The 25164-nt window shown below is 69.3% G+C and carries 21 protein-coding genes and 1 CRISPR repeat array; of the genes, 12 read left to right on the top strand and 9 right to left on the bottom strand.

Translation table 11 applies throughout. From position 1 onward, the window contains the following. Window positions 1–48: 48 nt before the first annotated feature. The 9 genes from J8N05_RS19430 to J8N05_RS19390 all read left to right on the top strand — a co-directional run bounded on the left by J8N05_RS19430 (window position 49) and on the right by J8N05_RS19390 (window position 10704). Window positions 49–846: an SAM-dependent methyltransferase gene (locus J8N05_RS19430; RefSeq protein ID WP_210884492.1), complete on the top strand. Its 798-nt coding sequence runs from the start codon at window positions 49–51 to the stop codon at window positions 844–846. A 1139-nt stretch (window positions 847–1985) separates the two neighbouring features. Further along, window positions 1986–3266: an MFS transporter gene (locus J8N05_RS19425; RefSeq protein ID WP_210884490.1), complete on the top strand. Its 1281-nt coding sequence runs from the start codon at window positions 1986–1988 to the stop codon at window positions 3264–3266. Window positions 3267–3301: 35 nt separating this feature from the next. Then, window positions 3302–4570: an ATP-grasp domain-containing protein gene (locus tag J8N05_RS19420; protein ID WP_210884488.1), complete on the top strand. Its 1269-nt coding sequence runs from the start codon at window positions 3302–3304 to the stop codon at window positions 4568–4570. A 65-nt stretch (window positions 4571–4635) separates the two neighbouring features. Continuing rightward, window positions 4636–5922, top strand: coding sequence for a hypothetical protein (locus tag J8N05_RS19415; protein ID WP_210884485.1), 1287 nt, complete (start codon window positions 4636–4638; stop codon window positions 5920–5922). Further along, entirely contained in the window at window positions 5919–6770 is an 852-nt protein-coding gene (gene trpA / locus J8N05_RS19410) for a tryptophan synthase subunit alpha (RefSeq protein WP_210884483.1), read from the top strand. Before J8N05_RS19415 ends, trpA begins: the two co-directional genes overlap by 4 nt. A 2-nt stretch (window positions 6771–6772) precedes the next feature. Next, entirely contained in the window at window positions 6773–7756 is a 984-nt protein-coding gene (locus J8N05_RS19405; protein ID WP_210884482.1) for a GNAT family N-acetyltransferase, read from the top strand. A 39-nt stretch (window positions 7757–7795) separates the two neighbouring features. After that, window positions 7796–8848, top strand: a complete 1053-nt coding sequence (locus tag J8N05_RS19400; RefSeq protein ID WP_210884480.1) for a hypothetical protein — start codon at window positions 7796–7798, stop codon at window positions 8846–8848. Continuing rightward, window positions 8845–9039 (top strand): hypothetical protein, encoded by a 195-nt coding sequence (locus tag J8N05_RS19395; RefSeq protein ID WP_210884478.1) that lies wholly within the window; start codon window positions 8845–8847, stop codon window positions 9037–9039. Before J8N05_RS19400 ends, J8N05_RS19395 begins: the two co-directional genes overlap by 4 nt. A 285-nt stretch (window positions 9040–9324) precedes the next feature. Next, window positions 9325–10704: a hypothetical protein gene (locus J8N05_RS19390; RefSeq protein WP_210884477.1), complete on the top strand. Its 1380-nt coding sequence runs from the start codon at window positions 9325–9327 to the stop codon at window positions 10702–10704. Window positions 10705–10919: 215 nt separating this feature from the next. Here J8N05_RS19390 and pip read toward each other — a convergent pair whose 3' ends face one another. From pip to J8N05_RS19340, 9 genes are all read right to left on the bottom strand, one after another. Continuing rightward, a complete protein-coding gene (gene pip, locus J8N05_RS19385) occupies window positions 10920–11891 on the bottom strand; it encodes a prolyl aminopeptidase (RefSeq protein WP_210884470.1) in 972 nt (323 codons plus the stop codon). Window positions 11892–12122: 231 nt separating this feature from the next. Then, entirely contained in the window at window positions 12123–12686 is a 564-nt protein-coding gene (locus tag J8N05_RS19380; protein WP_210884468.1) for a hypothetical protein, read from the bottom strand. A 129-nt stretch (window positions 12687–12815) separates the two neighbouring features. After that, window positions 12816–13601, bottom strand: a complete 786-nt coding sequence (locus J8N05_RS19375; protein WP_247706346.1) for a PIG-L deacetylase family protein — start codon at window positions 13599–13601, stop codon at window positions 12816–12818. Between the two features lie 52 nt (window positions 13602–13653). Next, window positions 13654–14115, bottom strand: coding sequence for a hypothetical protein (locus tag J8N05_RS19370; RefSeq protein WP_210884464.1), 462 nt, complete (start codon window positions 14113–14115; stop codon window positions 13654–13656). A gap of 459 nt (window positions 14116–14574) precedes the next feature. Beyond that, complete coding sequence (locus J8N05_RS19360) at window positions 14575–14853, bottom strand: DUF6207 family protein (protein WP_247706345.1); 279 nt, start codon at window positions 14851–14853, stop codon at window positions 14575–14577. 137 nt (window positions 14854–14990) lie between these two features. Beyond that, on the bottom strand, window positions 14991–15659 hold the full coding sequence (locus tag J8N05_RS19355) for an HNH endonuclease family protein (RefSeq protein ID WP_210884460.1): 669 nt from the start codon (window positions 15657–15659) through the stop codon (window positions 14991–14993). A 1101-nt stretch (window positions 15660–16760) separates the two neighbouring features. Next, window positions 16761–17093 carry a hypothetical protein gene (locus J8N05_RS19350; RefSeq protein WP_210884454.1) on the bottom strand — a complete coding sequence of 111 codons (333 nt, stop codon included), beginning with the start codon at window positions 17091–17093 and terminating at the stop codon, window positions 16761–16763. A 189-nt stretch (window positions 17094–17282) separates the two neighbouring features. Beyond that, window positions 17283–17462 carry a hypothetical protein gene (locus J8N05_RS19345; protein WP_210884452.1) on the bottom strand — a complete coding sequence of 60 codons (180 nt, stop codon included), beginning with the start codon at window positions 17460–17462 and terminating at the stop codon, window positions 17283–17285. Window positions 17463–17509: 47 nt separating this feature from the next. Then, on the bottom strand, window positions 17510–17866 hold the full coding sequence (locus J8N05_RS19340; RefSeq protein WP_210884451.1) for a hypothetical protein: 357 nt from the start codon (window positions 17864–17866) through the stop codon (window positions 17510–17512). Between the two features lie 220 nt (window positions 17867–18086). Further along, window positions 18087–18845: a CRISPR direct-repeat array (repeat unit 28 nt; unit sequence GTCGACCCCGCGCCCGCGGGGATGCTCC). Window positions 18846–19070: 225 nt separating this feature from the next. On the opposite strand from J8N05_RS19340, the gene J8N05_RS19335 reads away from it, so the two are divergent. The 3 genes from J8N05_RS19335 (at window position 19071) to casA (ending at window position 25121) form a co-directional block, all read left to right on the top strand. Continuing rightward, window positions 19071–19310 (top strand): hypothetical protein, encoded by a 240-nt coding sequence (locus J8N05_RS19335; protein ID WP_210884450.1) that lies wholly within the window; start codon window positions 19071–19073, stop codon window positions 19308–19310. Window positions 19311–20274: 964 nt separating this feature from the next. Continuing rightward, the gene (gene cas3, locus J8N05_RS19330) at window positions 20275–23145 is read left to right on the top strand and encodes a CRISPR-associated helicase Cas3' (RefSeq protein WP_247706344.1); all 2871 of its coding nucleotides are present in this window, start codon (window positions 20275–20277) and stop codon (window positions 23143–23145) included. Between the two features lie 269 nt (window positions 23146–23414). Next, a complete protein-coding gene (casA, locus tag J8N05_RS19325; RefSeq protein WP_210884444.1) occupies window positions 23415–25121 on the top strand; it encodes a type I-E CRISPR-associated protein Cse1/CasA in 1707 nt (568 codons plus the stop codon). Window positions 25122–25164: the final 43 nt, after the last annotated feature.

The raw sequence follows: 25164 nt of genomic DNA, 5'->3' as shown, positions 1-25164 counted from the left end.
TGGACCGCGCACACGTTGACGCAGAACGACCACTGTCAGGGGGGGACCATGACTGAACTGAACTTCGACGCCAGCGAGATCGATACTAGCGCGCCGCATTCGGCCCGCATGTACGACTTTTTTCTCGGAGGAAAAGACAATTACCGAGTCGACTGGGAGGCTGCCGAAAAAATCCAGGTGTTAATGCCTCAGGTCAAGGAGACGGCCCGGGCCAATCGGGAGTTCATGCACCGGGCTTCCCGCTTCCTGGCCAGCCACGGCGTCGCACAGTTCCTGGACGTGGGTACAGGAATCCCCACCGAACCCAACCTTCACCAGGTCGTCCAGGCAGTCATCCCCGGGGCTCGGGTGGTCTATGCCGACAACGACCCCATCGTCCTGCGGCATGCCGAAGCCCTGCTCGCCGGAGCCCCGGAGGGACGAACCGCCTACGCCCAGGCGGACGTCAAGGAACCGGGCAAGATCCTCTCTTTCGCCCGCGACTACCTGGACTTCGACCAGCCGATCGCCCTCTCCGTGATCGCCCTCATGCCTTTCATCCTCGACGAAGAAGACCCCTACGGCCTCGTCGCGCAACTCCTGGAACCCATGGTCGCAGGAAGCTATCTCATGCTTTCGCACGTCACCTCGGAGTTCGACCCGGCCATCTGGGACCGCATCGATGCGATCTACCGGGCGGGCGGAACGCCGGTTAGGGCCAGGCATCGCGAGGAGATCCTGCCGTTCTTCGACGGACTCGACCTGTGCGACCCCGGACTCACCCTGGTCACCCAGTGGCGGCCGGACTCCGACATGCGCATCACCGAACCGGTAGCGGTGTACGCGGGTGTAGCGCGCAAGGCGTAGTTCAGGCCGTGGTCGCAGCCGTCCCACCACTGCACGGCTGCGACCACGGCATAGGCACGGGCCCGCAGCGGCCGAGGTACGCCGGACGAGACGCGACCGCGTGCACAGCGAGGCGCCTGCCTCTGATTACGCCAGGCGCAGTTGGAAACGAGGCATCCGCCGCTCCGGCCTTTCGCTTAGTAGCCCAAAGTGTGTACTCGTCACCATTTCCCTGCCCTTTAAGTAAAGAGTGTGAGCGAAGCCGACAAAAAACCGGGCAGATAACCGGTTTCCAGCCGGCGCGCGCCCACTTCACGTAAATAATTTGCAAACAGTAGGAAGTTTATTACCGGTGATTAGCTTCCCGTTGATAAGAGGTTTCTCTTCCGTAAGGATGACGCCCTGACGACACGTCACCCGATCAACTCGGAAGTCAAGAACCGGTCGCGTCCAGACAGCCTGACGCCTGCCGTGGCCAGCGTGCTCACATGCACGACCATGAGGCACCGGTCGCGGCACCACCGAACACAGGCACATGCAAGGGGAGAAGAAACCAGTGATCGACAGTCAGAACCTCACGCCCCTGGGCCGCCAGGCACCCCCGGCCGATGCCAATGAGCGATGGCCGTTCCGCTGGGGAACGGCCATCTGAGGACTCCTGCGAGTCACGCACACCAGGAACGGACCCATCCATCACTGAGGTGCTCCGGTCGGCGTGTTAACGGCACGCCGCCGCGCTCAGGATAGACCGGTTCGCGCATGGGATCGAGAGGCCCCGTGTCATCCGGCCAAATTCTGTGCCTCGGAGCTCTCCGCTCCCACAGAGAGTCGTTGCCATGCGCACTGCACTCGCACTCACTGCCAGCATTCCCCGCAGGACCGCCCCACCGGCACTTACGTCAGCCCTTCACGCCGAAACCCTCATGAGGCCCCGGTCCCCTTCGACCGGTCCAGTGGAGCAGCCTGAACAGGCCAGCTAGCTTCCAGGTTTCCGGCCGGACAGCCTGACACCGGCCGGGCCGGGACCGAAGCGCGCTGTGCACCTTCCGGCGTGAGCCTGCTGCTATCTGATGCCCTGCAGGCCCCTTCGGTCATTGAGGGTGCCGCCGCCCCCCGGCGGCACCCTCACCCCCTGACCAAGCGCCTCATCCGGAGCCGTCGTGACGCCTTCCCCTGCCCACACCGCACCACCACCTGCAGCGGTGGCCGCCGCCCGCACCCCCTGGCCGACCTTGATCTGGGTGCTGCTCATCGGCACGTTCCTGATCCGCAGCGCCGGTTTCATCTACCCCTTCCTCGCCTACCACCTCGCCGACCGCGGCGTCGAAGGCACCTGGGCCAGCATCGTGCTCGCGCTCTTCGGCGCCGGCTGGCTGACCGGACAGGTCGTGTGCGGGGCCGCCGCCGACCGTCTCGGCCGCCGCGCCACCCTCGTAGGCGCCATGACCGGCGCGACCGGGGTTTTCGCGGTCCTCGCTCAGACTCACGGCCTGGCTGCGCTCGCGGTGTCCGCGTTCCTTGCCGGCGTCTGCTACGACGCGCCGCGCCCGATCGTGTCCGCGCTGATCGCGGACAGCGTGCCGGACGAACCCACCCGCGCGAGAATCGCCGGCTGGAGGTATTTCGCCGTGAACCTGGGCGCCGCCTGCACCGGCGCCGTCGGCGGCCTGCTGACCGAGGCGGTCGGCACCACTCCGCTGTTTTTGACCAACGCCGCCGCCTGCGCCCTGTTCGCGGCCGCCGCCTGGCGTTTCCTGCCCGCCCGCACCAGCACCCCGCCACCCGTCAGCGGGACCTACCGGGCCGCGTTCACCGACGTGCGCCTGATGCTGCTGTGGCTGGTCAGCGTGTGCGCGCTCATCCCCGTCGCCGCCTTGTACTCGGTGCTGCCGGTGATGATGGCCCAGGACCACCTTCCCGCCAGCGCCTACGGCTTCTCCCAGGTCGCCGGCGCGATCGCCGTGCTGATCCTCTCCCCGCTGCTGAACCCGTACCTGGCTCGCCGCGCCACCGGCAACCGGCCCATGGTCGGCCTCCTGGCCGTCAGCGCCGTCATCCTGGGCGCCGGCATGGGCTCGGCGGGACTCACCTCCCACCCCGCCGGCTACGCCGCGGCCGTGATAGCCGCTGTCCCGGGCGAGATCGTCGCTTTCGTCGCGGCCTCCAACGTCGTCAACCTGATTGCGCCCGCCCACTCCCGCGGCCTGTACGCGGGCGTCTGGAGCTCGACGCTGGCCGTCGCCGTGATCGGCGCACCGCTCCTGGCGAGTTGGGCGCTCAGCACCGGGGCCCATCCGTTCGTTGCGCTGGTCCTCATGGCGTGCGGTCTGACCGGCGCTGTCATCTGCCTGCCGCTGTCCGTCCTGGTGCACCGTCCACGACCGCCCGCCACGGCCCCGCCGCTCCCGCAGCTGGTCGCCGCCGCGCAGAAGATCGGCTGAGCCTCTCGCTTCCTGCTCTCACCTGGAGGTTTGCTGTGCCCATCGATGCTCCGCTCGTTCTGATCGGCGTCGGCGACAGTGCTGCCTACCGCAAGGACACTCTTGGTTCCATCGCCGCCAGGCACCCGGTCATCGCCGTCGACCGGACCGTGCCCGCCTGGGCCCGCCCGTACCTGACCCGCATCATCCGCGCCGACCTGACCGACACCGCGGCGGTGACGGCCGCCGTCGGCAGGTACGCCATCGACCATCCGCTGGGCGGGGTGCTGACCTACATGGAGCACCACGTGCAGACGGCCGCCGTGCTCGCGCAGCAGCTGGGTCTGCCGGGCAGCAGCCCGCAGTCCATGGCCGCCTGCCGTGACAAAGCCGTCTCGCGCCGTTTGATGGCCGAGCACCAGGTGCCCTCCGCCCGCTCGATGCAGGCCAGCACGCCCGAGTCGGCTGCCGCGTTCGCGGATCTGATGGGCTATCCGGTGATCGTCAAGCCGCGGTCGATGGCGGGCAGCGCCGGTGTCATCCGCGCCGACAGTGCGGCCGCCGTCCGGGAGGCCTTCGACGAGGCCGGCCGTGCGTCGGTGATGGGCCTGCACCACTACGGGCCCGCCGGCGTCCTGGTCGAGGAATACCTCGACGGTCCGGAGATCAGCGTGGAGACGGCCGTACTCGGTTTGGACCGGGTGCGGATCCTGGCCGTGACCCGGAAACTGCCCGCCCCGGCGGGCACCACGCAGGAGTACGGGCACCTCGTCGACGCCCGCGATCCTCTGCTCAGCGACCCGGGTCTGATCCAGGTCATCGAGGGCGCTGTCGCCGCGCACGGCATCACCCTCGGCGTGCTGTGCATCGAGGTGAAACTCACCCCCGACGCCGGGCCGCGCATCGTCGAGGTCAACGGCCGCCTGGGCGGAGACCTGCTTCCCCTGCTGGTGAAGCGGGCCCTGGGCATCGAGCTCCCACAGATCGCTGCCGATCTGGCCACCGGTGTGGTGCCGCGGCTGCGGCCGGTCCTGCAGCGGGCCGCCGCCATCGAATTCGCCTACCCGAACACCTCCGGCATGCTCCACCGGCTGTCCGTGCGGCCCGGCCGGGAGCAACTGACCGGCCTGGAACGCATGGTGCTCACCCACACGCCCGGCGCGCGCGTATCCGCGCCGCCGCACGCCACGCTCGCGGACCGGCTTGCGCACTGGGTCGTCCTGGGCCTCGGCGCGGATGAATGCCGGACCCGCCTTGCCCAGGCTGCCGACCTGTTGGAGGTCCACATCAGCCAGCACGCGTACACGCCCGCCTGCACCACCTGACCCCATCCCCTGCCCCCTGCACCTGTGTCCCTGCCCCTGCCTCTCACGTTCTGGAGTCGGCCGTCATGTCTGTTTCCACTGTGCTCGTCCGCCCGGCCCGCCACCGCGGCCTGCCCGCGGCCGTGGCCATCGTCGATCCCTGCCCAAGCGTCGACTACGGGCGTGCGCTGTCGCGCCGCGACACCCTCGCCATCGCTGTCACCACCCCCAGCAGCCCCACCGGGATACGTCTGGCGGCCGATACGACCGGCTACAGACACACGGTCGTGCACTGCGGGGGCCTGGCCCGCACCAGCCGCCGGCTGCGCGCGCTCGGCGTGCGCGCGGTCCTGGCGGGCAGTCCGCGGGGCATCATCCTGGCCGAACGCCTCGCGGCCGAGCTGCACTTACCTGCCGATCCCGCGACCGTGCTGCGCCGCTGCGACCGCGGTGAACAGGCCCGCGTCCTGGCGCAGGCGCAGATCAACGTGCCCTGCACGTGGCGCACCGAGGAGCTGTCCACGGCGCTGGCCTGGTGGCGGATCAGTACCCTGTCCGCGGTGCTGTTGCTGCCGGCCGCTGTCGGGGTGCCGGCTGTGCCGGTGGTGTGCCGCAGCAGCGGTGAGATCACGGCCGCGTGGCGGCAGATGCGGCGCTCCGCCCACTTGTACAGCGGCAGCCGGCATCTGATTGTGCGTCATCACCTGCCCGGCCGCCGGTACACGGTGCACAGTCTCACCCGTCCCGCGGCGGCCCCCGGCAAGGAGCCGGTGCACACGGTCACCGATGTGTGGGCGCACGTGCACACCGCTGCCGGCATCCTGGCCCGCGTTGATCTGCTGCCGCGGCACGGCATGCTCGCCCGCGCTCTGTCCCTGTACACGCTGCGCGTCCTGCAGGTCCTCGGCGTGCGCATCGGGCCGGCGCGCTGTCACCTGATCTATGAGCCCGAGCGGGGGCCGCTGCTGCTGTCGGCGGCCGCGGTCGCGGAAACGTCGCCCGCCGACCAGGCGCTGCAGGCGGCGACTGGCATCGACCGGCTCGGCGGCGCGCTGGACACCGTCCTGCCCCCTGCAGCGGCTGGACCCGTGTACGCCGCTGCCCGGGGGCATGTGGTGCGGGTCCGTCTCAACGCCCGCCGCGGCGGCACTCTGGATCCGGACCGTCTCGCCGCCCTGCGTGCCCTGCCCACCGTGGTGCATCTCACCGACACGGTGACGCCCGGGGCGCCGGTCAATCAGACGACCTGCAGCCGGTCCGCGGTGGGCGAGGTGGTCCTCAGCAGCCCGCGTGCGCAGGCAGTTGAGGCCGACTACCAGCATATCCGCCGCCTGGAAGCAGGCGGCCTCTACACGTCGGGTGGCAGCCGATGAACGTGCCCGCCGCCCGCGTAGACGGCTTCGGCCCGGTCGTCGGCAGCAGTTCCTCACGGCTGCAGCGGGCCCTGAGCGGCGCCCGGCGCCTGGACCGGTGCGCGCTCATCCTCAGTGCGGTGGTGGGCTTCCCGGACCGGCTGACCTGCCGCTCGGTGCTGCATCTGCTGGCGCAGAGCGCGGACATCGTCCAACTGCGCATCCCGCACCTGGACATGGTGCGCGACGGGCTGGCCGTACGGCAGGCGGCACGCACCGCCCTGCAAGCCGGTTTCCGGATGCCGGACGTGTTCGCCGCCGCCCGGGAGCTCGGCAGGGGCACCCGCGCGGCCGTGCTGATCAGCTCGCACTGGCAGCCCGTCCACGACTACGGCGCCGCCCGGTTCGCCCAGCACGCCGCGGACGTCGGCGTCGACGCCGTCCTCATCCGCGATCTGCCCCTGGACCATGCCGGCCCCTGGCGGGCCATCGCCCGCACAACCGGTCTGGGCACCATCCCTTTACTGGCCCCGACCACCACCCCCGACCGGCTGGCACGCATCGTCGGCCACGCCACCGGCCTCATCTACGCCCCCGCCACCACAGGGCTGACCGGCAACGCCGAGCCCGTCGGCCCGCACCTGCCGGACCTCACCAGCCAGGTCCGCGCCCTGACCTCGCTGTCGGTCGCGGCCGCAACGGGCCTGTCCACCCCCGACCAGGTACGCACCGCCGCCGCCTGGGTGGACGCCGTCGTCGTCGGCTCCGCCATCATGCGCCGCATCCAGGCCGAACCGCAGACACCACTCGCCGCAGCCGCAGCCGCCGCGCGGGACTTCGCCGCCGCCCTGTACCCCAAAGCCCCGTGACCATGACCGGCCGATCGGACCGGACGGTGCCGCACACCGTCCACACCCACCTCGGCGCCGACGCCCTGACGATCCTCACCCGGCACTGGCCTGCCCTGTATGCACACGATCGTCAGGCGCCGCCGTTCCAGTCCCCGGGATGGCTGGGCGGCACCGCGCGACTGCTGCCCGCCACCGCCACCCCGATGGTCCTCGCGGCCATGACCGCCGCGAGCCGGATCATCGCCGCCCTCGCCCTCGCGCGCTACCGCAACCGGGGCCGCATACGGGTCGAGCCGCTGTCCACGCGTCCCGCCACGCACACGCACCTGATCGGCCCGCACGCCGAACGCGACGCCGTCGCGGAGGCGTTCGCCCTGCATCTGCTGCTCCTACAGGAAACCGGCGCCGACGTCATGCTGCCCGGCCTGCGCGCCGACACCGCGTTCGGCCGTGCCGTACAGGCCATCTGCCCCGACAGCCTCACCACCCAAGCATCCCCACCAGCTGCGCTGGCACTGCCTTTCTCCTTTGAAGCCCTCGCCCCGAGCCAGCAGCGCGCCCATGCCCGCCGCTGCCGGCACTGGACCCAACTGGCCACCACCCACACGATCACCTACCGGCGCTCCCACCATCAACGCGCCCTGCGCGCCGGGCTCAAGGTCCTCACCGCCCTGCACCAGGCGGGACAGGCCCGCCCCCGGGGCCCGGGCACCGCCGTGCCGTGGCACCGCGTCGTGCCCGCCATCGGCGCGGCCGGCGCCTTCGTGGCCGACCTGCACATCGACGCCACTCCCGTCGCCGCACAGCTGTGCCTGACCCGCGGCCACGCCTGCTACAGCGTCGAGCAGGTCACCCACCCCGGCTACCGGCATGTCGCCCCCGGCCACGCCCTGCTGCGCCACCTGCTCGACGACCTCACGCAGGAGGGCTTCCACACCCTGCACCCCGGCTGCGGCCCAGCGGCATCGGCCGCACCCGGTCCGCCCATCCGGCTCGCCGCCTGACAACCACCGCCGCACCACACACTGTTCGGAGGATTCCTGATGAGAACCCCGCCCCGCCACCACATCACCTGCGCCCTCGCCACCGCCGCGGCACTCACCCTGCCCGCCGGCTGCAGCCCGCCGGACAACCGCGATGATCCGCACAACACACCCCGCACCACCACAACGGCCCCCGCCCCCGCCCGGAAAGGCGCCGTGACCCGGGACGAGGCCAAGGAGATCCTCGCCCGGTACGTCTCCGTCAACAACTGGTCCAACGCCATGCAAGGACGCAGCACATCACCCTCTGCACAGGCCAGACGGCTGCTCGCCGCGGTCGAGGGCGGCCAGTTGCTGGAGCAGTCGGTCGCCGACTACAAGACCTGGCGCACCCGCACCGTTGCCGAGCGCAAGAAGTACGCCGCCCCCTTCTACTACGTGGAGCCCGTCGTCTACGTCCCGGCGGGGGAGCGATGGTTCGCCATCGAGGTGAAGGTCGACCGCACCGGCTGGAAGGGCCTGCTCATCTTCGACCAAGCGGGCGACAAGGGATGGCGCAACGTCGCCACGGTCGCGCTCGGCGACAAGAAAAGCGCCCGGCTGCCCGCACCGGTCGCGACCGACCGTGCGGGACTGGCCACGGCCGTCAACCCCACGACACGCAGCGGAAAACTGGCCCCCAACCAGGTCGCCGACGCCTTCGAGGACCACTTCGTCACCGGCGGCACCGGCGCCGGACAGGTCCTGGCCTCCAGCGCCTCCACCAGGGCCGCTCTGAAGATCTACAAGGAACGCAACCAGAACAAGGACGCCCGGGTGGCGACGAAGTCCTTCAAACAGCGCGACGCCCGCCACCAGCAGATCTACGCGCTGAAGTTGCGCGACGGCTCCACCCTGGCCGTCGTGCCCTCCGCGCACGACCAGCACTATGTGCTCAAGGAGGAGTTCTTCCTCCGTGCGAAGATCGTCCCGAACAAGGAAGAGGCCGTCTTCAACCCGGCCAGACGTATTGCCGTGATCGATGAGTTCCAGGGCATGCTCCTGGCCCACCTGCCCACCGGCGGCAAACCGAGGATCCTCTCGCACGAGTTCCGGATGGTGGACTCGCAGTGACTCCGACGCGGCGTGACACCACGTGTGACGGCGACAGCGACCGCGGCTTCACAGCGCTGTACCCGGTACCCGCCTGGCTGCGCGGCCCTGTACTGCTGCCGCACGTCCCCGCCGTCCTCGGTGAGACGGCTTTCCCGGCGCCTGGTCCGCTCCGCCACGAGGTGGCGCCTGCCGAGGCGGACGACACCTAGACAGCAGACAGGGGCGGAGGCGACGGCGTGCCGGCCGTCTGCTCCGCCCCTCACGCCACCCGCCCGGGTCCCACCGGGCCTGTGGCCAGGACTTCATCTGCTGGACCGGGGCTGCAACCCCTAGATCCAACCGAACACATTTCTGACAAACCATCAGACCGTCACCGGTCTTGTGCTGCCACGGGCGTACCCGTGACAGGAGCCATGATGCCCGACCCCCTTCCCACCCGCCACACCGAGCCGCAACCAAACTCGCGCGCCCCCAACTGCCGCTCGCAGTCGTCGATGTCAGCGCCCCGCTTCGCTTTGATCGTCAACCGCGGCGAGCAGGAAGTGCGGGCCACCGGCTCCCGGCGGCTGCGCCGCGCCGACGACTTCCTCGCCGCCGCCCACTACATGGTCCGCTTCCACCCTCAGGCGGGAGCCACCACACTGCGCCTGGCGGCCGCGTTCGCCGCCCGCACCCACCGCAACCGCGACGGCCATATCGCGTTCAACATCACGGCGACCACCGCCGAGCTCGGCGTCAGCCGCCGCACCGTCCTCAACCACGCCCGCTACCTGCGCGAACTCGGCCTGATCGCCTGGGTCGAGCACGGCTCGAACCGCAACGCACTCCGCGCCCGGCATGGCACCGCCTGGCAGCCCGGCCACGGCTACCGCGGCACCGCCACCCTCTACGCCCTCCTGGCCCCACCCCACTGGGACCGCGCCCAGGGGCACCGCATCCACGGCCGCGGCTACCGGGCCCGTCTGATCGGCTACACCCCAGCAGGCCGCACCCGCGCGATCGCCGCAGCCCGCCGCGCCACCTGCGCCTCCCGGAGGCGCCGTCGAGGCCGGGAGCGTTGCACCCCTTCTGTTGCTCCCACCTCACGCTCCACTCGTCTGCAGGGGGGTAAGAGAGATCTTGACTACACGTGCCGCGCGCGCCCCGCGCGACAGCGTGCATCCTTCACCGCGAGCCAGTGCGCCGACGCGATCACGCTCACCGAACGCCTGCAGCGCGAGGTGTGGTGGCTGCACGGAACCTGCTCCCGGCGTGCTGCCTACGCCCTGCGCCCCCTGATCCGCCTCGGCTGGACGTGGCAGGACCTCGCAGACGAACTGGCCTGCTGGGGCGTTCCCCCGCAGCTGCGCGATCCGGTCGCCTACCTCCACCACGAGATCGCCCGCCGCCGACGCCTCGGTGAACTCCCGCCCGCCGGGCAACCGGCTGCGGCCGCCCCGCCCGTCGACGACGACGGACAGCGCCACCAGGCCATGCTCCGCGAACGGTTCCACCGCCACGATCCCGCCTGGCAGCACTACACCCGACACCTGCGCCCCGCCCTGCACGCACAGCTCGCCGCAGCCCGGAAGGACCGCCGCCAGCAGGCGGCGACAGCACCGGTGTACCGGCCGGTGCTGCGCGAGGACGAGGAGGACTTCCTCGCCTCGCTGCCGGTACAGACGTGGAGTGACACCCCCACCCCGCGGCAGATCTACGCGGCCCGCGCCTACCGACACCCACCCGCCCGCGGTCGGCGCACGCGCGAATCTGCACCCGACTGGCAGCGGCGGTTACACGACGAGGCCGAGGCCATGCGCGCCTGCGAGGCCCTGCGCATCGCTCTTGAGAGCTCCGGTTTTGGCGGTACGGACGCTCCATCCACCATGCCGTAGACAGCCGGCATCAACTTGCTCCAGAGCATGTGAGTAAAGTGGGATGCAATCATCATCATGACAAGGCGAATTGCCCGCCGGAGCTCCCGCAGAAGCGGACAGCCAACCTCCCGCGAAGTCCAACGCGACTGATCATCTCGGTCCTGACCGTGGTCAGTCTCTCCAGGAGATCGCCAGGTCTCAAGCCGGCCAAGTGCCGCATCACCACCGCGGACTTATGTGACACGTCCCTCGGCGAAGTGGTCGAGGGCGCGAAGCACATGACCGCGCGTCGTGACGGTGCCCAGATGCCCGGCGTCCTCGACCACGATCAACTCGACACCGGGCCAAGCCCGGTGAAGCGCCCACGCGGTGTCAGGAGGCCCGCCCATGTCGAGCCGGCCGTGCACCAGCACACCAGGGATGCCGGCCAGCCGTCCGGCTTCGCGAAGGAGAACACCCTCCTCCAGCCACGCGCCGTGGGAGAAGTAACGGGAGCAGATCCGCACGAAGCCCAGCCGTGAGGCCGGAGGGCGATCTCCGTACACGCTGAAGGCGCCTTTGGTCTCCCCGGACAGGACGGTGTCCTCCCACGCACACCAGTCAGCTGTGGCCTTGTCCCGGACAGCGGCATCGGAATGCTCCATCAGGCGGGCGTAAGCCCCGACCAGGTCGCCGTCGGGAGACAGGCCGGCACCGGCGATGAAGCGTTCCCACTGCTCGGGGAAGAACCGTCCCACGCCCCGGTAGAGCCAGTCGATCTCCGAGCGCCGGGTGGTGGTCACACTGGAGATGACGATCTCCGATACGCGCTCGGGGTGGCGTTCCGCGTAGGCCAGGATGAGCGTGGAACCCCAAGAGCCGCCGTGAAGCAGCCAGCTGCCGATCCCCAGATGCTTCCGCAGCCGCTCCATGTCATCGACCAGATGCCAGGTGGTATTGGACCGCATGTCGGTCGCCGGGTCACTGGCGTGCGGGACGCTACGGCCGCAACCTCGCTGGTCGAACAGCACGATCCGGTACTGCTCCGGGTCGAAATACCGGCGCACGCCCGTGCCGCAACCCGATCCCGGACCTCCGTGCACGACGAGCGCCGGCTTGCCACGGGGATTGCCGCACACCTCCCAGTACACGTGGTTGCCGTCACCGACGTCGAGAAGGCCCTTCTCGTAGGGCTCGATCGGGGGATACAGCCCGTGCTCGTTCATCCGGCACCCTCCACCCTGCATCACGACTCCGGCACCCTACAACCGCTCCGCTTACACACAAGATCGCCAGGGGGCACCGCCGACAGGCCCGGATCCTGACGCTGAGGACCTGGGCCACGGCCAGGGATTCAGTGGTGCTCACCTACATCACCGGCCACAGGACTCCCGACAGCATCAGGCTCTGATGCGTATGCAAGAGAGCGTCATCGATCCGGTCTGCTCTGATCGTGGCTATGCGGCAGCGAGTTGCAGGAACTCCGGAACGCCGGGAGCCTTCCCGTAGGCCTGGAAGCGGGGGAGCAGGCCATTGACGAGGCTGATGCAGCGGGGTGCGCCGATGCGGCGGGCCAGCACCAGGGCCTCGGCCGCTGCGGCTGCGGCGGCCTCGGGCTCCTTCAGGTCGAGGTGGCTCGCGGCCCGGTAGGTGAGGAACACCCCGCGGGTTTTGTCCCGGGCTGCAGGCAGCAGGTGTTCGCCTTCGGTGATGAGGCGGTGGGCGCGGCCGGTGTCGCCGAGGTCCAGGAGGGCCTGCCCGGAGTCGACGGCGAGGTCTGCCTCGGACACCCAGGCGCACCAGGCGGGCCGGTCGGCGCCCGCGTCGGCGAGGTGTTTCTCGGCCGCGGTCAGGGCACGCAGCACATTGCGTCGTTCGCTGCGGTCGCCGCGCGCGGCGAGGGTACGGGCGAGGCGCAGTTGGAGCAGGCAGCGGGCGGCGGGGTTGTGGGCGCGGGTCAGGGCGTGGTGCAGGATGCCCGCCGCGGTGGTGTAGTCGCCTCGCCAGGCGCGCCGCATCATGCTGGAGACCGGACGGCGCAACACCGCCGCCCTCGCGCTCTACCACCGGGCCGGCTACCTGCTCGCCCCTCCTGCATCGCCAGACGCGACCCCCAAGTCAACCGGGCCACGACCAAGCCCAGCAGCAGCTCACCGCGACGGCTGGAGGACCGCCCCGCCCGGCGCCGGCCTCCTGCCGAGGAGGGCGAAGTTCTCCGCCGCGATGATCGACTCCCGCTCCGCTGCGGGAAGCCGGGAGAGAATTCCAGGAAGGGACCGCTCCCGCGCGGCTTCGCTGCGGTGCGCCAAGATCGCGGCCAGCTTCTGGTCCACGCAGCCGCTCACGTCAACCGTCTCGGTGACGTGTCCGTCCGGCACGCTGAGCACCTTCTTGCCGACCCGCGTCAACAGCGCTCCCAATTCGTCCACCCCCGAATGCGGATGCGTCGCGGCGTACAACGCATCGGGCTGCCACGGAGCCCCGGCCTGCGGGTAGAGGTGTTCCAGGCCCGCGGCGTGGAACGCCAGCAGGGTCGCCTGGTGAGTGCGGCGGTGGTCCGGATGGCCGGTCAACTGGCCGTAGGCGTCGTGGGTGACGACGACCTGCGGCCGTACGGCGCGGATGTGTTCGACGATCAGCCCCGCCACCTCCTCCAGCGGGGCGTCGCAGAGCCGGGCGCGGCCGGGCGCGGAGTCGGGGATGCGGGCGTCGGCAAATCCCAGCATGCGCGGCCTGCCCGCCCCCAGGATATCCAGAGCGTCGGCGAGTTCACCGGCCCGGTGGCTGTCGGGCGCCCAAGTGGCGGTGACCACGGCGGTCGCGGCGCCTGCGGCGGCGCGCAGCGCGAGGACGCCGCCGGCCAGGAGGGACTCGTCGTCCGGATGGCCGAAGACGCCCAGCAAGGACGGCCGGGACGCAGAAGTGGATGCAGGCACGGGTAAAGACCCTTTCTGATGAACGCGGTCGCCGGAGATGGTCGGCGCCGGGCTACCGGCCGGGGGAGGCATACGGCTGGAAAAGGGCGCGGGGGTGATCGAGCGGGAGGACGGGGTTCCAGACGGTCAGGCACTGCGCGCTGGGCACGAACAGCGGCTGGGACAGCGCGGAAAAAGACCAGAACCGCCAGGATCCGAGGGTCCCCTCCCGTTGCTGGGGAATGCCGGGCCAGCGGGTGATCAGGACGGACGCCATCAGCCGTGCGACGTCGCCCACCCGGTCCAGAAGCGTGCCCAGCACCTGTACGTCGTCGAGGCCGGCTTCCTCGCGGAGCTCGTGGTGGAGGCGTCGGGCCAGAGCGCCGTCGCCGCAGCCGATGTCGAGGGCTGGGCGTCCGCGGCTAGGGCCGAGGGATTCGTCCATCAGCCGGTTCTCACGGCCGTCGAGTCGCCGGTCGCGACGGCCGCCTGCCCACAGCGGCTCCCAGTCCGCGACGGTCGAGGTCGGCGTCATCAGGCTCCTTCACGGGCGGGCGGCACGGTGGTACATGCGGGTGGAACGGTATGTCTCGCAGGGCGCGGACAGGGGAGAGGAGAAGGAGGATCACGGGGACGAGAAGCAGCGAACCTGGCCGTACCGCCGGGTACTGGACCCGGACATCGAAACGTTTCGACGGATCGATCACTCGGCCCTGACAGATCACGCGCGCCCAGATGCAGGACCATCACGTCCTGGCCCCGGGCCAGGCGTTGACATCCGGAATTCTCATCGAGGGCGAAGATCCGTGCTCTGACCCGCAGGCAGCCACAACAACATCTCAAGTCCCTGCTGATCAGGATCAACCTGCTCTTACGGGGCTGGTTTGCCTCAATGTCAGCGTAGGCAGAGGATCCACACCCGAAGCCGTTCAGAGCCAGCCCCGGCCGCTGCGGAACCAACGAGGCATCAAAGGCCGGTGTGGAACAGTGGAGTTCAGGCCTGGTCCGCCGCTCCCCCCGTGGCGGCGGGCCAGGCCTCCTGCCTTCCACTGGTGAGCGCCTGCTCCGGCGACGGGAGGGGCTGCCGGAGGTCGACGTACATGCGCACGCGCACCCCGGGCTGGCCCGGGTCGCGGGTCGTGCGGTCCACGGTCGCGGCCCAGGTGCGGGCGATCGCGTCCTGGAACGCGTAGACGGTGGTGTCGTCGAGGCCGGCCACGTCGAGGACGAGCAGACCGGGCTCGGACAGATGGGTTTCCTGGATGGCATCCACGCCTGCCACGACGTGTGCGGGCCCGGGCGGGATTCTCTGCCTGAGCCGGATTCACCCGACCGAGTGGGCAGGCCGAGCCCGGTGGACGCCCGCCTCGGCGGGGGAGCAGGCGTGCACGGGGCGGACTGGGGGAGTTGCTACGGCGCGGTCTCGTAGTCGACCGTCTCCTGCCCGCAGCCTGCCGCGAGCTCGGACAGGGCAGCGCGTTCGCGGTCGTCGACGGTCAGTTGCCAGCGCAGCTTGGTGGCGACCCAGTGCGCGGTGTAGGTGCAGCGGGCGTCGGCGAGCGGCGGTTGCCAGTCGGCGGGGTCCTTGTCGCTCTTGGCGCGGTTGCTGCGGGCGGAGACCGCCTCCAGACTGTGCTCGGCGCCTTGGTCGTTGGCGTAGGCCTCGCGGCGCTGGGCTGTCCAGGTGGAGGCGCCGGAGTCCCAGGCTTCGGCGAGCGGAACCATATGGTCGATGTCCAGACCGCCGGGAGCGGTGAGGGTGACCCCGTCGTAATACGAGTACCACTCGCCTGCCACGATCTTGCAGCCTGCCTCGACGATCGGTTCTACCCGTGATTCGGCGATCAGTACCTCGGCGCGGGTATTGCAGCCGTCGGACGGATTCTGGCCCACGTTCCAGTGCTTGAAGGAGTTGCGCTGGTACCCCTCACGGGACTCGACGGCCGACGGCAGCAATTCGACCGCGGCCGCCAGGGGCAGCGGGGCACCGTGCCGGGCGGACTCCGCGGCGGCCGGGGCAGTCAGAGGCAGGGCGAGGAAAGCGGCAGCCGTCAGGCTGCGCAACGCGAAGGTGAGCATGCTGCGTTGATACCGGCCTCACATCCGACTGCGACGCGAAAGGGGGCCGGCGTCACCCAAGCGAGGGGAACAGTCATACCGGCTCCGCGCAGCCGCGTTGCCTCCTGTGGGGAGCCGGGAGGAGCGGCGGGCCCCGCCGAGCCAAAGCTCAAGACGTGACCCGAACGGGGGCCTTCACCTGGGGGTGGCGGATCCCGCACGCACACGATGCACCACAAACCAGACACAGACCTTGGTCAGCCGCTCCAGGCGGCGGGCCGCCATCGCGACGTCGCGCCGGTCGGCGTCCGGGCGCGGGCCGCCGGGCAGCACCGCCCACTGCCCCGCGGCCGCCGCCGGGCAGCACCGCCCACTGCCCCGCGGCCGCCGCCGGGCGAGCGTGTGAAGGTCGCGTTGACCGGGGTGCTCTTGGCACCGGCCAGCTGCCCGGCGCTGATTACCGACGACAGTAGGCGAAAGCCCTCCAGGGGGCGGGCGAGCACCACCGGAGTGCCCAGCTCCGTATCGTTCACTGGAACGACACCACCGGCCCCTTCCGTAGTCAGTCCAACGACAAGGCGACCTCGTTGCTGAACACCGGCACCTACTCCGGCGGTGTCAACAACGTGTAGTTCTGGGAGAACAAGGGCGCCGACGGCCACATCGGCTGTCTGCGCCGCGGTGAGCTGTACGTGGACGACCTGAGGGACAACACCCTCGTCGAGGACGGTGGCAGCAGGATCAACGCGAACAACAAGATCAGCTCTCATCAGTGGTCGTCGGGGTGCAGTAATCCGTTGACCTGACCGTCGAGCGGGTCCTGCCACCCGGTTCGGGGGGCGGGGGAGGGGGCGCGGTCCGGGGCAGATCCACCCGGGCGGCGCCCCTGACGGGTGCGTCCACGGGCCAACCGAAGAAGCGGATGTCGCTGCCCCACTCGCCGCCGTCCACGAAGGGCAATGCCTCCGTGCATTCGATCGCTGGAGCCAGACGCGTTAGCGAGGTCCCGTCCTCGTGCCACGAATTCCTTCGGTGTGTGTGACCGCGGTAGCTGGCTGTGGAGCCAGCCGGTTGGGCTCCGGTGCTTGACCCAGTACCGGAAGTTCTGGACGAAGGTGCCTGTCAGATGTCGGCGGTCGGCTTGAGCGTGTCCAGCCAGACGTCGAAGATGAAACGTGTGTTGTTGGGGCCGCCCTCCAGCCACCACGTGCTCACTGTGGCGATGTCGTCAGTGACGTCTTCGATTGTGCATTGGATGCTGGTCGGGCATGGGTAATCCGACGTCGACAGTAGGTCCCCGTTGAAGTAGGCGGTTTTGCCGACCAATTGGTGAGGGCGGTCGTAAGCGTCGGCGAACTCCACCAGGACCAGACCCGGTTGTGGATCGTCGGTGAGCCAGCAGACAGCGGTGGCGGGCAGTTCGCAACCATCACCCTCGCCCAGACTTGACCCCATGGCTGCATGCTACGTGGCCCGGTCCGAGCCGAACAAGGAAAATGGGCGGGCGCAACCAGGTTCGGGAACTGCTCGCCGGATGCCGCGGGCGGAGATCGCTCGCCGTAAGCCAGTGTGTCGACGACGGCGACTGCTACGTGCTACGCGACGGCCACGCCCTGGCTGCTGACGGGTATCCCCGACAGAACATCAGTTGTCGTGCTGACCGGCAGGCGTGAGATTGCCCTCGTGGTGGCCGGTGGGTGCGACGCCGCCTTCCCAATGACCAGCGGGCTGAACTCGGTGGCTGTCCCATGGCAGCGCAAGCGCCGACGCCGCCGGAGCCACGCTCATCACCACGGCCGCAGTGGTGATGAGGATGGTGATCATATGTTTACGCATTTCCTTCCCCCTTACGCGAGAATTGCGGCGGAACCCTAGCCAGGCCGCCGATACCTCTGTCCATCCTCTCTGAACGCGCAGGGAAATGTCGTGTTGTTTTTCAGCGTCAGCCGCACTGTCCTGGTACCAAGTGCCGCGCCGCCACGCCGTGAAGCGCCGATGCCATGCCGGGGGAGGCCTACCGCGCGAACGCGCTGTTCGATGCGCACCGTAACGACCCGGAGTTCGGCTAGCGCTTCCTTGCCGACGAAGAACACGATGCCGGGGCCGTGATGGCGGACCGGGATGCCTGGCGCATCTGCGGGGAGAACCTTTGGTGGAGCGTATTCGGCACGAAGCGCGGCAAGGGCAAGACGGCCGGCCCACCGGTGCACGACGACCTCGTCCGCCATGACTTCACTGCAGCAGGCCTCCTGCGATAAACCCGTTCAACCTGCTGACTTGTGTGAATAACCTTTCCGTTGTTCCACGCTTGTGCTTGTCGATGCGGGCTGAAGTCCCAGGGCCCCCGCTGCTCGTCATCGCTGTCGCCGGGAGTTGCTCCTTCATGCCGAGAGAAAGCAACTGAATGAAAACAGCTACCCGGCCCGGTAAAGTCCCAGCTCAGCAAGTGTCGACCCCGCGCCCGCGGGGATGCTCCGTCGCTGATCTTCCCGCGGATGGTGGAGAAGATGTCGACCCCGCGCCCGCGGGGATGCTCCAGCCTGCCCGAGACGGACCTGCCGATCACGTCCGTCGACCCCGCGCCCGCGGGGATGCTCCGTCGATGGAGGTCCACTGCGCGAGGGCCAGCCAGTCGACCCCGCGCCCGCGGGGATGCTCCGCGGTTCTACGCCGCACTCAGTGGCGAGGGCTAGTCGACCCCGCGCCCGCGGGGATGCTCCGGGGCTCAAGCCGCGTTCGACTCCGGCAAGCGGTCGACCCCGCACCCGCGGGGATGCTCCCGTAACGGGGCCCGGCAGATCGCGCAGGCCCAGGTCGACCCCGCGCCCGCGGGGATGCTCCGCTGTCCGCGATGCCGGCCGAAACACAGAAGGCGTCGACCCTGCACCCGCGGGGATGCTCCGGGTAACGCGCTGAACATGCCGGAGCACGAGTTGTCGACCCCACACCCGCGGGGATGCTCCTCCGGCAACTGTGGTGAGCTGTTCGAGGACTCCGTCGACCCCGCACCCGCGGGGATGCTCCGCCGGGCCGGCCCTCCGGGACCCCTGACCGGACGTCGACCCCGCACCCGCGGGGATGCTCCGGGCGTGTGGACGATCGGCATGCACACCATCCGGTCGACCCCGCACCCGCGGGGATGCTCCCTGGTCAACCAGCGGGGTGACGGGGTGTCCGCAGTCGACCCCGCGCCCGCGGGGATGCTCCGGTGCGAAGGCGGAGGAGTTGGCGGCTGCATCCGGATCGGCCGAGCCGACGGCGGCAGGCCCCGGGGGAGAGCGACAGTCTCGGTTCGGCATCTTCCAAGAAGCGTGGGATGTGGCCGACGCTTCACCGATTAGGGCGTTTCTCACGGCTTGGATTGTGCTGGAGTCGATTTGCGACAAGGCGTTCGCGGAGCGCGGAGGTGTGCCTCAGTCTGTAAGAGGAGTGATGCGGCCACCGATCATCGAGAGGCGCATCGCAAGATTGACCGACCTGGGGCTTTCCTCAGGCGCGCTCTCGGTCTCTCAGGATCTGCGCCAGCTACGCAATCGGGCGATACACGGTTTCGATGCAGTGACGCCCGCCGCTGTGCGAGATTTCGTCGAGAGCGCTCGATTCGTGGCGCTTGAAGTCTACGCGTTGCCCAAGACGGCCGACTCTGAGCACACCGAGGACACGGCCGCCTAGGTGACGGAACCTCATAACGAGGAAACGCCCCGCAGGCGGTGGGGCTGCGGGGCGTTGTGGTCTGTGTCCGGGCACGCCGGAGATGGCTCCAACAGTAAGTCACAGATTGATAACGGTACAAGTGTTTTGGGTGTGCTGGGCGGTGGGGTGGTGAACGCTACCGGATTGGGACTCTCTCGACGACTTGCCGTATTGCCTGCGGAGAGGGCCCCCCAAGGGGATCAGCCCCGGGAAGGCGTAGTTCGCCACAATCGAATACCGCGAGAAGCGGCGTACGGGCTCAATCTCGGCTTGATCATCATTTTTGGTGGTCGATCCGAGCATGCCTAGCCACCGGACGATCACCTTGGGCGAAGGGTGAGTCTTTCCGGATGGATGCAGTGGGTCACTTCACGACGGTGATGGCCGTACTCGGCGGTGCGGTGATGGGCGTCCGCTACGCCCTGAATCAAATTCCCGACTTGGCGAACCGCACAGTACGGGCGATCCGTTCCCTGCGGCGTGTGCGCGATGAATGGCGGAAGGGAACAGACGGCTGATTCGCGCACGTGGACTGGCGTGCAGCCGATCGCTGATGTGGTCCTCAAGCGTGGTGTCAGGCAACGTTGGAGCCGAGCCAGACGAGCTTCGTCAAGTCGACCCCGCGCTTGCGGGGATGCTCCGCGACCCATGCACCTGTACCTGCACGACCACACGTCGACCCCGCGCCTATGGGGATGCTCCGGACGCGTCCCAGTGGCGTCCGTCGTACATGCGGTCGACCCCGCGCTTGCGGGGATGCTCCGCTCACCACGTCGTTCGGATGGTTCCGCTACGAGTCGCCCCCACGCCCGCAGTGGTACTCCGTCGCATCACGCGCAGCTCTCTGATTGTTTCCGCAGGTCATGTCGTCTTGTCAGTGGCGGTTTCTAGGGTTTGGAGCCCAATTCTGAAAGCAGGCGGGGGCACGGTGGATGTTCGGGAGTTGAGCGAGCGTTACGGGCCGGTTGTGGTGCGGGCTCTGGAGACGCTGTGGGGGAAGTCGCGGGAGCGGGCAGGGGGTGCAACGAATCTTCTGCTTGCGCATCTTGTGGATACTGCGGCGGTTGCGGAGCTGTTGTGGGACGGCTTCCTTGCGCGTTCGACGTGCTTGGCGCTGGATGAGGTCGCGGGCGGGCCGGGGCGCGGGCGGCGGTTGTTCGTCTGGTTGTGCGGAGCTCACGACTGCGGGAAGGTGACGCCGGCGCATCAGCGTCTGTGGCCCGAGGGAGCGGAGGCTGTGCGCAGGTCGGGGCTGACATGGGTGGAGTCGGCTGCTGTGGCGGGAGCCAAGCAGCAGAGGCGGTGGCGTCACGACTGGGCGGGTGGGTTGATAACGCGGGAGGTGCTGGCCGGGGCCGGTTGGGATGTGAGGCAACTGGACTGGGTGTGGCCGCTGGTGGCTGGACACCATGGTGCGTTCCCTTCGCTGCGGGATGTGCAGGAACCGCGTCACGCGAAGGGGCAGTTGCGGGGGAGGGGAACGTGGCGTCAGGTCCAGCAGGCTGTGCTTGATGTGTTCACCCAGGAGATCGGGTTCGGGGGCCTCGGCGAAGTGGAGCCCGTGGTGGTTCCGTCCAGGGCGCTTCAGTTGCAGCTCAGCGGCTTGGTGGTGATGGCGGACTGGATTGCCAGTGATGAGCGGTTCTTCGTGGGTGTGGACGATCTGCGGCTGGTGAGTCTGGATGCTTCCCGTGAGCGGGCGGCGTCGGCGTGGCAGGCTCTGGGGTTGCAGGGCGGTTGGGGTGCTTTGGCCGTGCCGGGGCCGGAGGCGTTCCGGGACCGGTTCGGGTATGCGCCGCGGCCCTCGCAGGCCATGGTAGGCGAGGCGGTTCGCCGCATGGGCAGTCCGGGGATCGTGGTGGTCGAAGCGCCGATGGGTGAGGGCAAGACGGAGGCTGCTCAGTCTGCGGCGGAAGTCCTGGCTGCCAGGTTCGGCGCGGATGGCGTGTTCGTGGGAATGCCGACCCAGGCAACCAGTGATCCCATGTTCACCCGTACACGTCGGTGGCTGGAGGCGGTCGACGAGCACCTGGCGTCCCGGGTGGTGCTGCTGCACGGCAAGAGGGCGTTCAACCGGGAGTGGAAAGCTCTGCTTGAGGACGCCGGCGCGTATGCGGACGAGGCATTTTGCGGGGTGGACGAGTTCGGGCTGGAGGACGACCCGTACGGAGTCGAGTCCGAGGCGCGTGATGTGCCGGAGCGGCGGGCGCCCGCGGAGTGGTTTCTGGGATCGAAGCGCGGGCTGCTGGCCCCGTTCGTGGTCGGCACGATCGATCAGCTTCTGTACGCGGCTACCCGTACACGGCATGTGATGCTGCGCATGGCGGGCCTGGCCGGCAAGGTCGTGATCCTGGACGAGGTGCACGCGTGCGACGTGTACATGAGCCAGTTTCTGCAAGAGGCGCTGCGCTGGCTGGGTCAGGCCGGGGTGCCGGTGCTCGTCCTGTCGGCGACGCTGGCACCCGCGCAGCGCCAGGCGCTGGTCGAGGCGTACCTGGCCGGTGCGGCCTCACGGGAGGAGCTCCGGGTCCAGGTGCCTGTGCCGTCGGGGTACCCGAGCGTCACGGCCGCATGGCTGCCGGCCTCGGGGGAGCCGCAGATCCATATGGATGCGACCGGCAGTTGGCGCGAGGACCTCGGCGTGCGGGTGCGGATCGTGCCCGAGGCGGTGCCCGGTGCACATCGTTCGCGTCAGGAGCGCGAACGGCTGCAGGGCGAGGCGGATGCGCGGGTAGGGGACCTGCTGGCGAGCGAGCTCGCCGACGGGGGAACCGCGCTGGTCATCCGTAACTCCGTTGCGCGGGCACAGAGCCTCTATGAGGAGTTGCGCGGGCGGTTCGGCAGGGACGAAGTGCGGCTTCTGCACGCTCGCTTCACCGTGGCCCGGCGCGCCGATCTGACGGAGGAGAGCCTGCGCCTGCTGGGTCCGCGCACACCGCGGCCCAGGGATGGCCGGTTGATCCTGGTGGCGACTCAGCTTGCCGAGCAGTCCTTCGACGTCGATGCCGACCTGCTCGTCACGGATCTGGCGCCCGTCGACCTGCTGTTGCAGCGCATCGGCCGGTTGCACCGGCACGAGGACACCTGGCGTCCGGACAGGCTGCGCGTGCCGCAGGTGTTCCTCACCGGGTTCGAGCCGCGTGAAGGCCGTGAGCCGGCGTTCGCGTTCGCCAGCGAGATGATCTACGGGCGCCATCTGCTGCTGCGCACCGCGGCGGTGCTGCCCGGCGCGGGTGAGGTGTGGTCGGTTCCAGGCGACGTGCCTGAGGTGGTGGCCAGGGTGTATGGGGCGGATGCGTCGCTGCTGCCCCAGATGTGGCGGGAGGCCGGCGAAGAGGCATGCCGGGAGCAGGAGAGCAGGGACCGAACGCGTGCCGAGAACGCACGGCAGTTCTTGCTGACCGCGCCCGGTGAGCACGAGAAGCGGACGCTGGCAGGTCTGCACTACGGCGGCTCCACCGCGGGCAGCAACGAGGACTCACTGCAGGCCGCGGTGCGTGATGGTGACGAATCCGTCGAGGTCGTCCTGGTGGTCCGGGAGGAGGACGATGCGGTCTTCAGGACGCTGGCGGGACGGGCCTTGAGCGTCAATGGTGAGGTGGCGCCGGAGGTGCTGGAGGAGGTGCTGGGCTCGGTGGTGCGTCTGCCGCCGAAGTTGACGCAAGCGGCCGCGCAGTTGCAGCCACTGCCCGGCTGGCACGGGCATCCGTGGTTGCGTCACAGCCGTGCTCTGGTGCTGGACGCCTCACGCAGGGCCCGGCTGGGTGACCTCACGGTGTCCTACGACGACGAGTTCGGGCTCCGGCAGGAGTAGACACTCCGGGGCCTGTCGCGCGGTTTGCGTGGGTGCGGTGGGCCGCCGGGCTGGCGCCCGGCGGCCCGGTGCCCCGCGTGGCGCGGGGTCGAGGCGGGTCCCGATCCGCTGTGCAAACACAGAAGGGGATCATCCCCGGGCCTCAGGCCGTCACGGCCCGAGGGTTGGGGTCAACGGCCGGATTGTCGCACCTGTTTGAGGAGAAAGCATGTGCCCCCCTCGGCACTGCTGCTAGCTTAAACATAGAAGCTTCATCAAAGGGGGGACCGATGACTGATGGCTTTTTTCTGACAGACGATCCATGGCTGCTCTTACCGCCGGCCGCAGGGGGAGTAGCGCAAGAGCGCTCGCTGCGTACCGCGTTGCTGGAGGCACACGAGTTCGGCGACCTCGTGGTGCAACTCCCCACCCAGAGGCCGGCCGTGTTGCGGCAGGTTCTGCTGCCGGTGATCCTCGACGCTCTGGGCAGGCCGGCCGACGAGCGTGAGTGGGTGAGCTGGTTCTCCACCGGACGCTGGTCACCGGAGCAGCGTTCGAGGCTGGAGGCGTATCTGGACACGCACCGTGAACGGTTCGACCTTTTCGATCCGGTGCAGCCCTTCGGTCAGGTCGGTGGCCTGCGTAGCGCGAAGGACGAGACGAAGAACGCCGCCCTGATTGTCGCGACTGCCGCCACCGGCAACAATGTGCCGCTGTTCGCGTCGCGCACGGAAGGCGATCTCTTTTCGCTGACTCCGGCGCAGGCGGCGCACTGGCTGTTGCATACACAGTGCTGGGACACTGCGGCGATCAAAACGGGTGCCGTGGGCGACCCGAAGGCAAAAGCGGGCAAGACCACAGGCAACCCGACCGGCCCGCTCGGGCAGATGGGTGTCACCCTGCTGGCCGGGGCGACGCTGTTCGAGACGCTGTTGCTGAACCTTCCGGTCGGAGCGCCGCCCACCTCCGCCGACCTGCCGCAGTGGAGGAGGCGTGAGCCCACAGATCCTCGATCGGCAGGCACTCCCCGGTGGCAGGAGCGGGTCCCCGATGGGCTCTTGGACCTGTGGACCTGGCAATCCCGCCGTATCCGGCTCGTCCCGAAAAACAGCGGTGAAGGGCTGCGGGTGGCGCGCGTACTGGTCGCCGCGGGAGACCGGATGCCGCACGCGCCGGAGATCGAACCGCACACCATGTGGCGCCTGGAGCCCACCGGTAGCCGCAGCACGAGCAAGAACAAGGGCGCCGCCGCGGCGCCGCGCCGCCCGTTGCGCCTTCAGCCAGGCAAGGCTGCGTGGCGCGGGCTGGACGCGCTCCTCGCGCCCGAACGGCAGTTTCGAGAAGCAGGAGAGAAAACGAGCGGGTTCGCCACCAGCAGGCTCTTGGACCAGGCCGGTGCCCTGGCGCCCGATCTCGGGGAGGCGTACCCGTTGCGCGTGGAACTTGTCGGGATGGCGTACGGCAACCAGTCGGCCGTCATCGACGACGTGATGTTCGACGCGCTGCCCCTTCCGCTGGCCGCACTCGACGCGGACAGTGACGTCCGCTCCGCCCTGCTCGAAGTGGCGGAACAGGCAGAGCAGTTGGCCACGGCCGTCAATCACCTCTCGGCTGATCTGCGGCGGGCTCTGGGCGCCGAACCCATCCCCTGGGACAAGGGACAGCGCCCCGGCGAACTCGTCCTGCACGCCCTGGACCCGCTGGTTCGGCAGTTGCTGGCCGGGATGCGCGGTGTGCAGGACCTGGAACGGATCGAGGCCGGACAGCTCGCCTGGGAGCAGCTGGCGTGGCGGCGCAGCTGGGAGGTCGCGGACCGTCTTCTGCAGGCGGTGCCGGTTGAAGCGTTCGTGGGAAGGAAGGTCTCCCAAGGGGAGGGCAAGCCCGAGCGCACGCACCGCGTCCCGCTGGCCGAGGCGTCCTTCCTCAAACGTCGTGGGGAGATTCTCCACCGGGCAGAGGCCGCCCGGCGCAGCAGCCCTCACCCTGTCGGCCAGTAAGCGCCAAAGCGCTGCTTGGGACGCCCACGTCTCTTACGCCCCG

It is taken from the genome of Streptomyces liliiviolaceus (assembly GCF_018070025.1).
In the GTDB taxonomy this organism is placed as follows: domain Bacteria; phylum Actinomycetota; class Actinomycetes; order Streptomycetales; family Streptomycetaceae; genus Streptomyces; species Streptomyces liliiviolaceus.
This window is presented reverse-complemented; position numbering and strand designations above follow the sequence as displayed.

Coding starts and splice junctions, on each gene's coding strand:
- J8N05_RS19380 (WP_210884468.1), bottom strand. CDS start 12,686: ATGATGCGGCGCGCCTGGCGAGGCGACTACACCACCGCGGCGGGCATC.
- J8N05_RS19350 (WP_210884454.1), bottom strand. CDS start 17,093: ATGGGGTCAAGTCTGGGCGAGGGTGATGGTTGCGAACTGCCCGCCACC.
- pip (WP_210884470.1), bottom strand. CDS start 11,891: ATGAACGAGCACGGGCTGTATCCCCCGATCGAGCCCTACGAGAAGGGC.
- J8N05_RS19415 (WP_210884485.1), top strand. CDS start 4,636: ATGTCTGTTTCCACTGTGCTCGTCCGCCCGGCCCGCCACCGCGGCCTG.
- J8N05_RS19345 (WP_210884452.1), bottom strand. CDS start 17,462: ATGATCACCATCCTCATCACCACTGCGGCCGTGGTGATGAGCGTGGCT.
- J8N05_RS19370 (WP_210884464.1), bottom strand. CDS start 14,115: ATGACGCCGACCTCGACCGTCGCGGACTGGGAGCCGCTGTGGGCAGGC.
- J8N05_RS19390 (WP_210884477.1), top strand. CDS start 9,325: ATGTCAGCGCCCCGCTTCGCTTTGATCGTCAACCGCGGCGAGCAGGAA.
- J8N05_RS19335 (WP_210884450.1), top strand. CDS start 19,071: ATGCGGCCACCGATCATCGAGAGGCGCATCGCAAGATTGACCGACCTG.
- trpA (WP_210884483.1), top strand. CDS start 5,919: ATGAACGTGCCCGCCGCCCGCGTAGACGGCTTCGGCCCGGTCGTCGGC.
- J8N05_RS19430 (WP_210884492.1), top strand. CDS start 49: ATGACTGAACTGAACTTCGACGCCAGCGAGATCGATACTAGCGCGCCG.
- J8N05_RS19355 (WP_210884460.1), bottom strand. CDS start 15,659: ATGCTCACCTTCGCGTTGCGCAGCCTGACGGCTGCCGCTTTCCTCGCC.
- J8N05_RS19400 (WP_210884480.1), top strand. CDS start 7,796: ATGAGAACCCCGCCCCGCCACCACATCACCTGCGCCCTCGCCACCGCC.
- J8N05_RS19405 (WP_210884482.1), top strand. CDS start 6,773: ATGACCGGCCGATCGGACCGGACGGTGCCGCACACCGTCCACACCCAC.
- casA (WP_210884444.1), top strand. CDS start 23,415: ATGACTGATGGCTTTTTTCTGACAGACGATCCATGGCTGCTCTTACCG.
- J8N05_RS19340 (WP_210884451.1), bottom strand. CDS start 17,866: ATGGCGGACGAGGTCGTCGTGCACCGGTGGGCCGGCCGTCTTGCCCTT.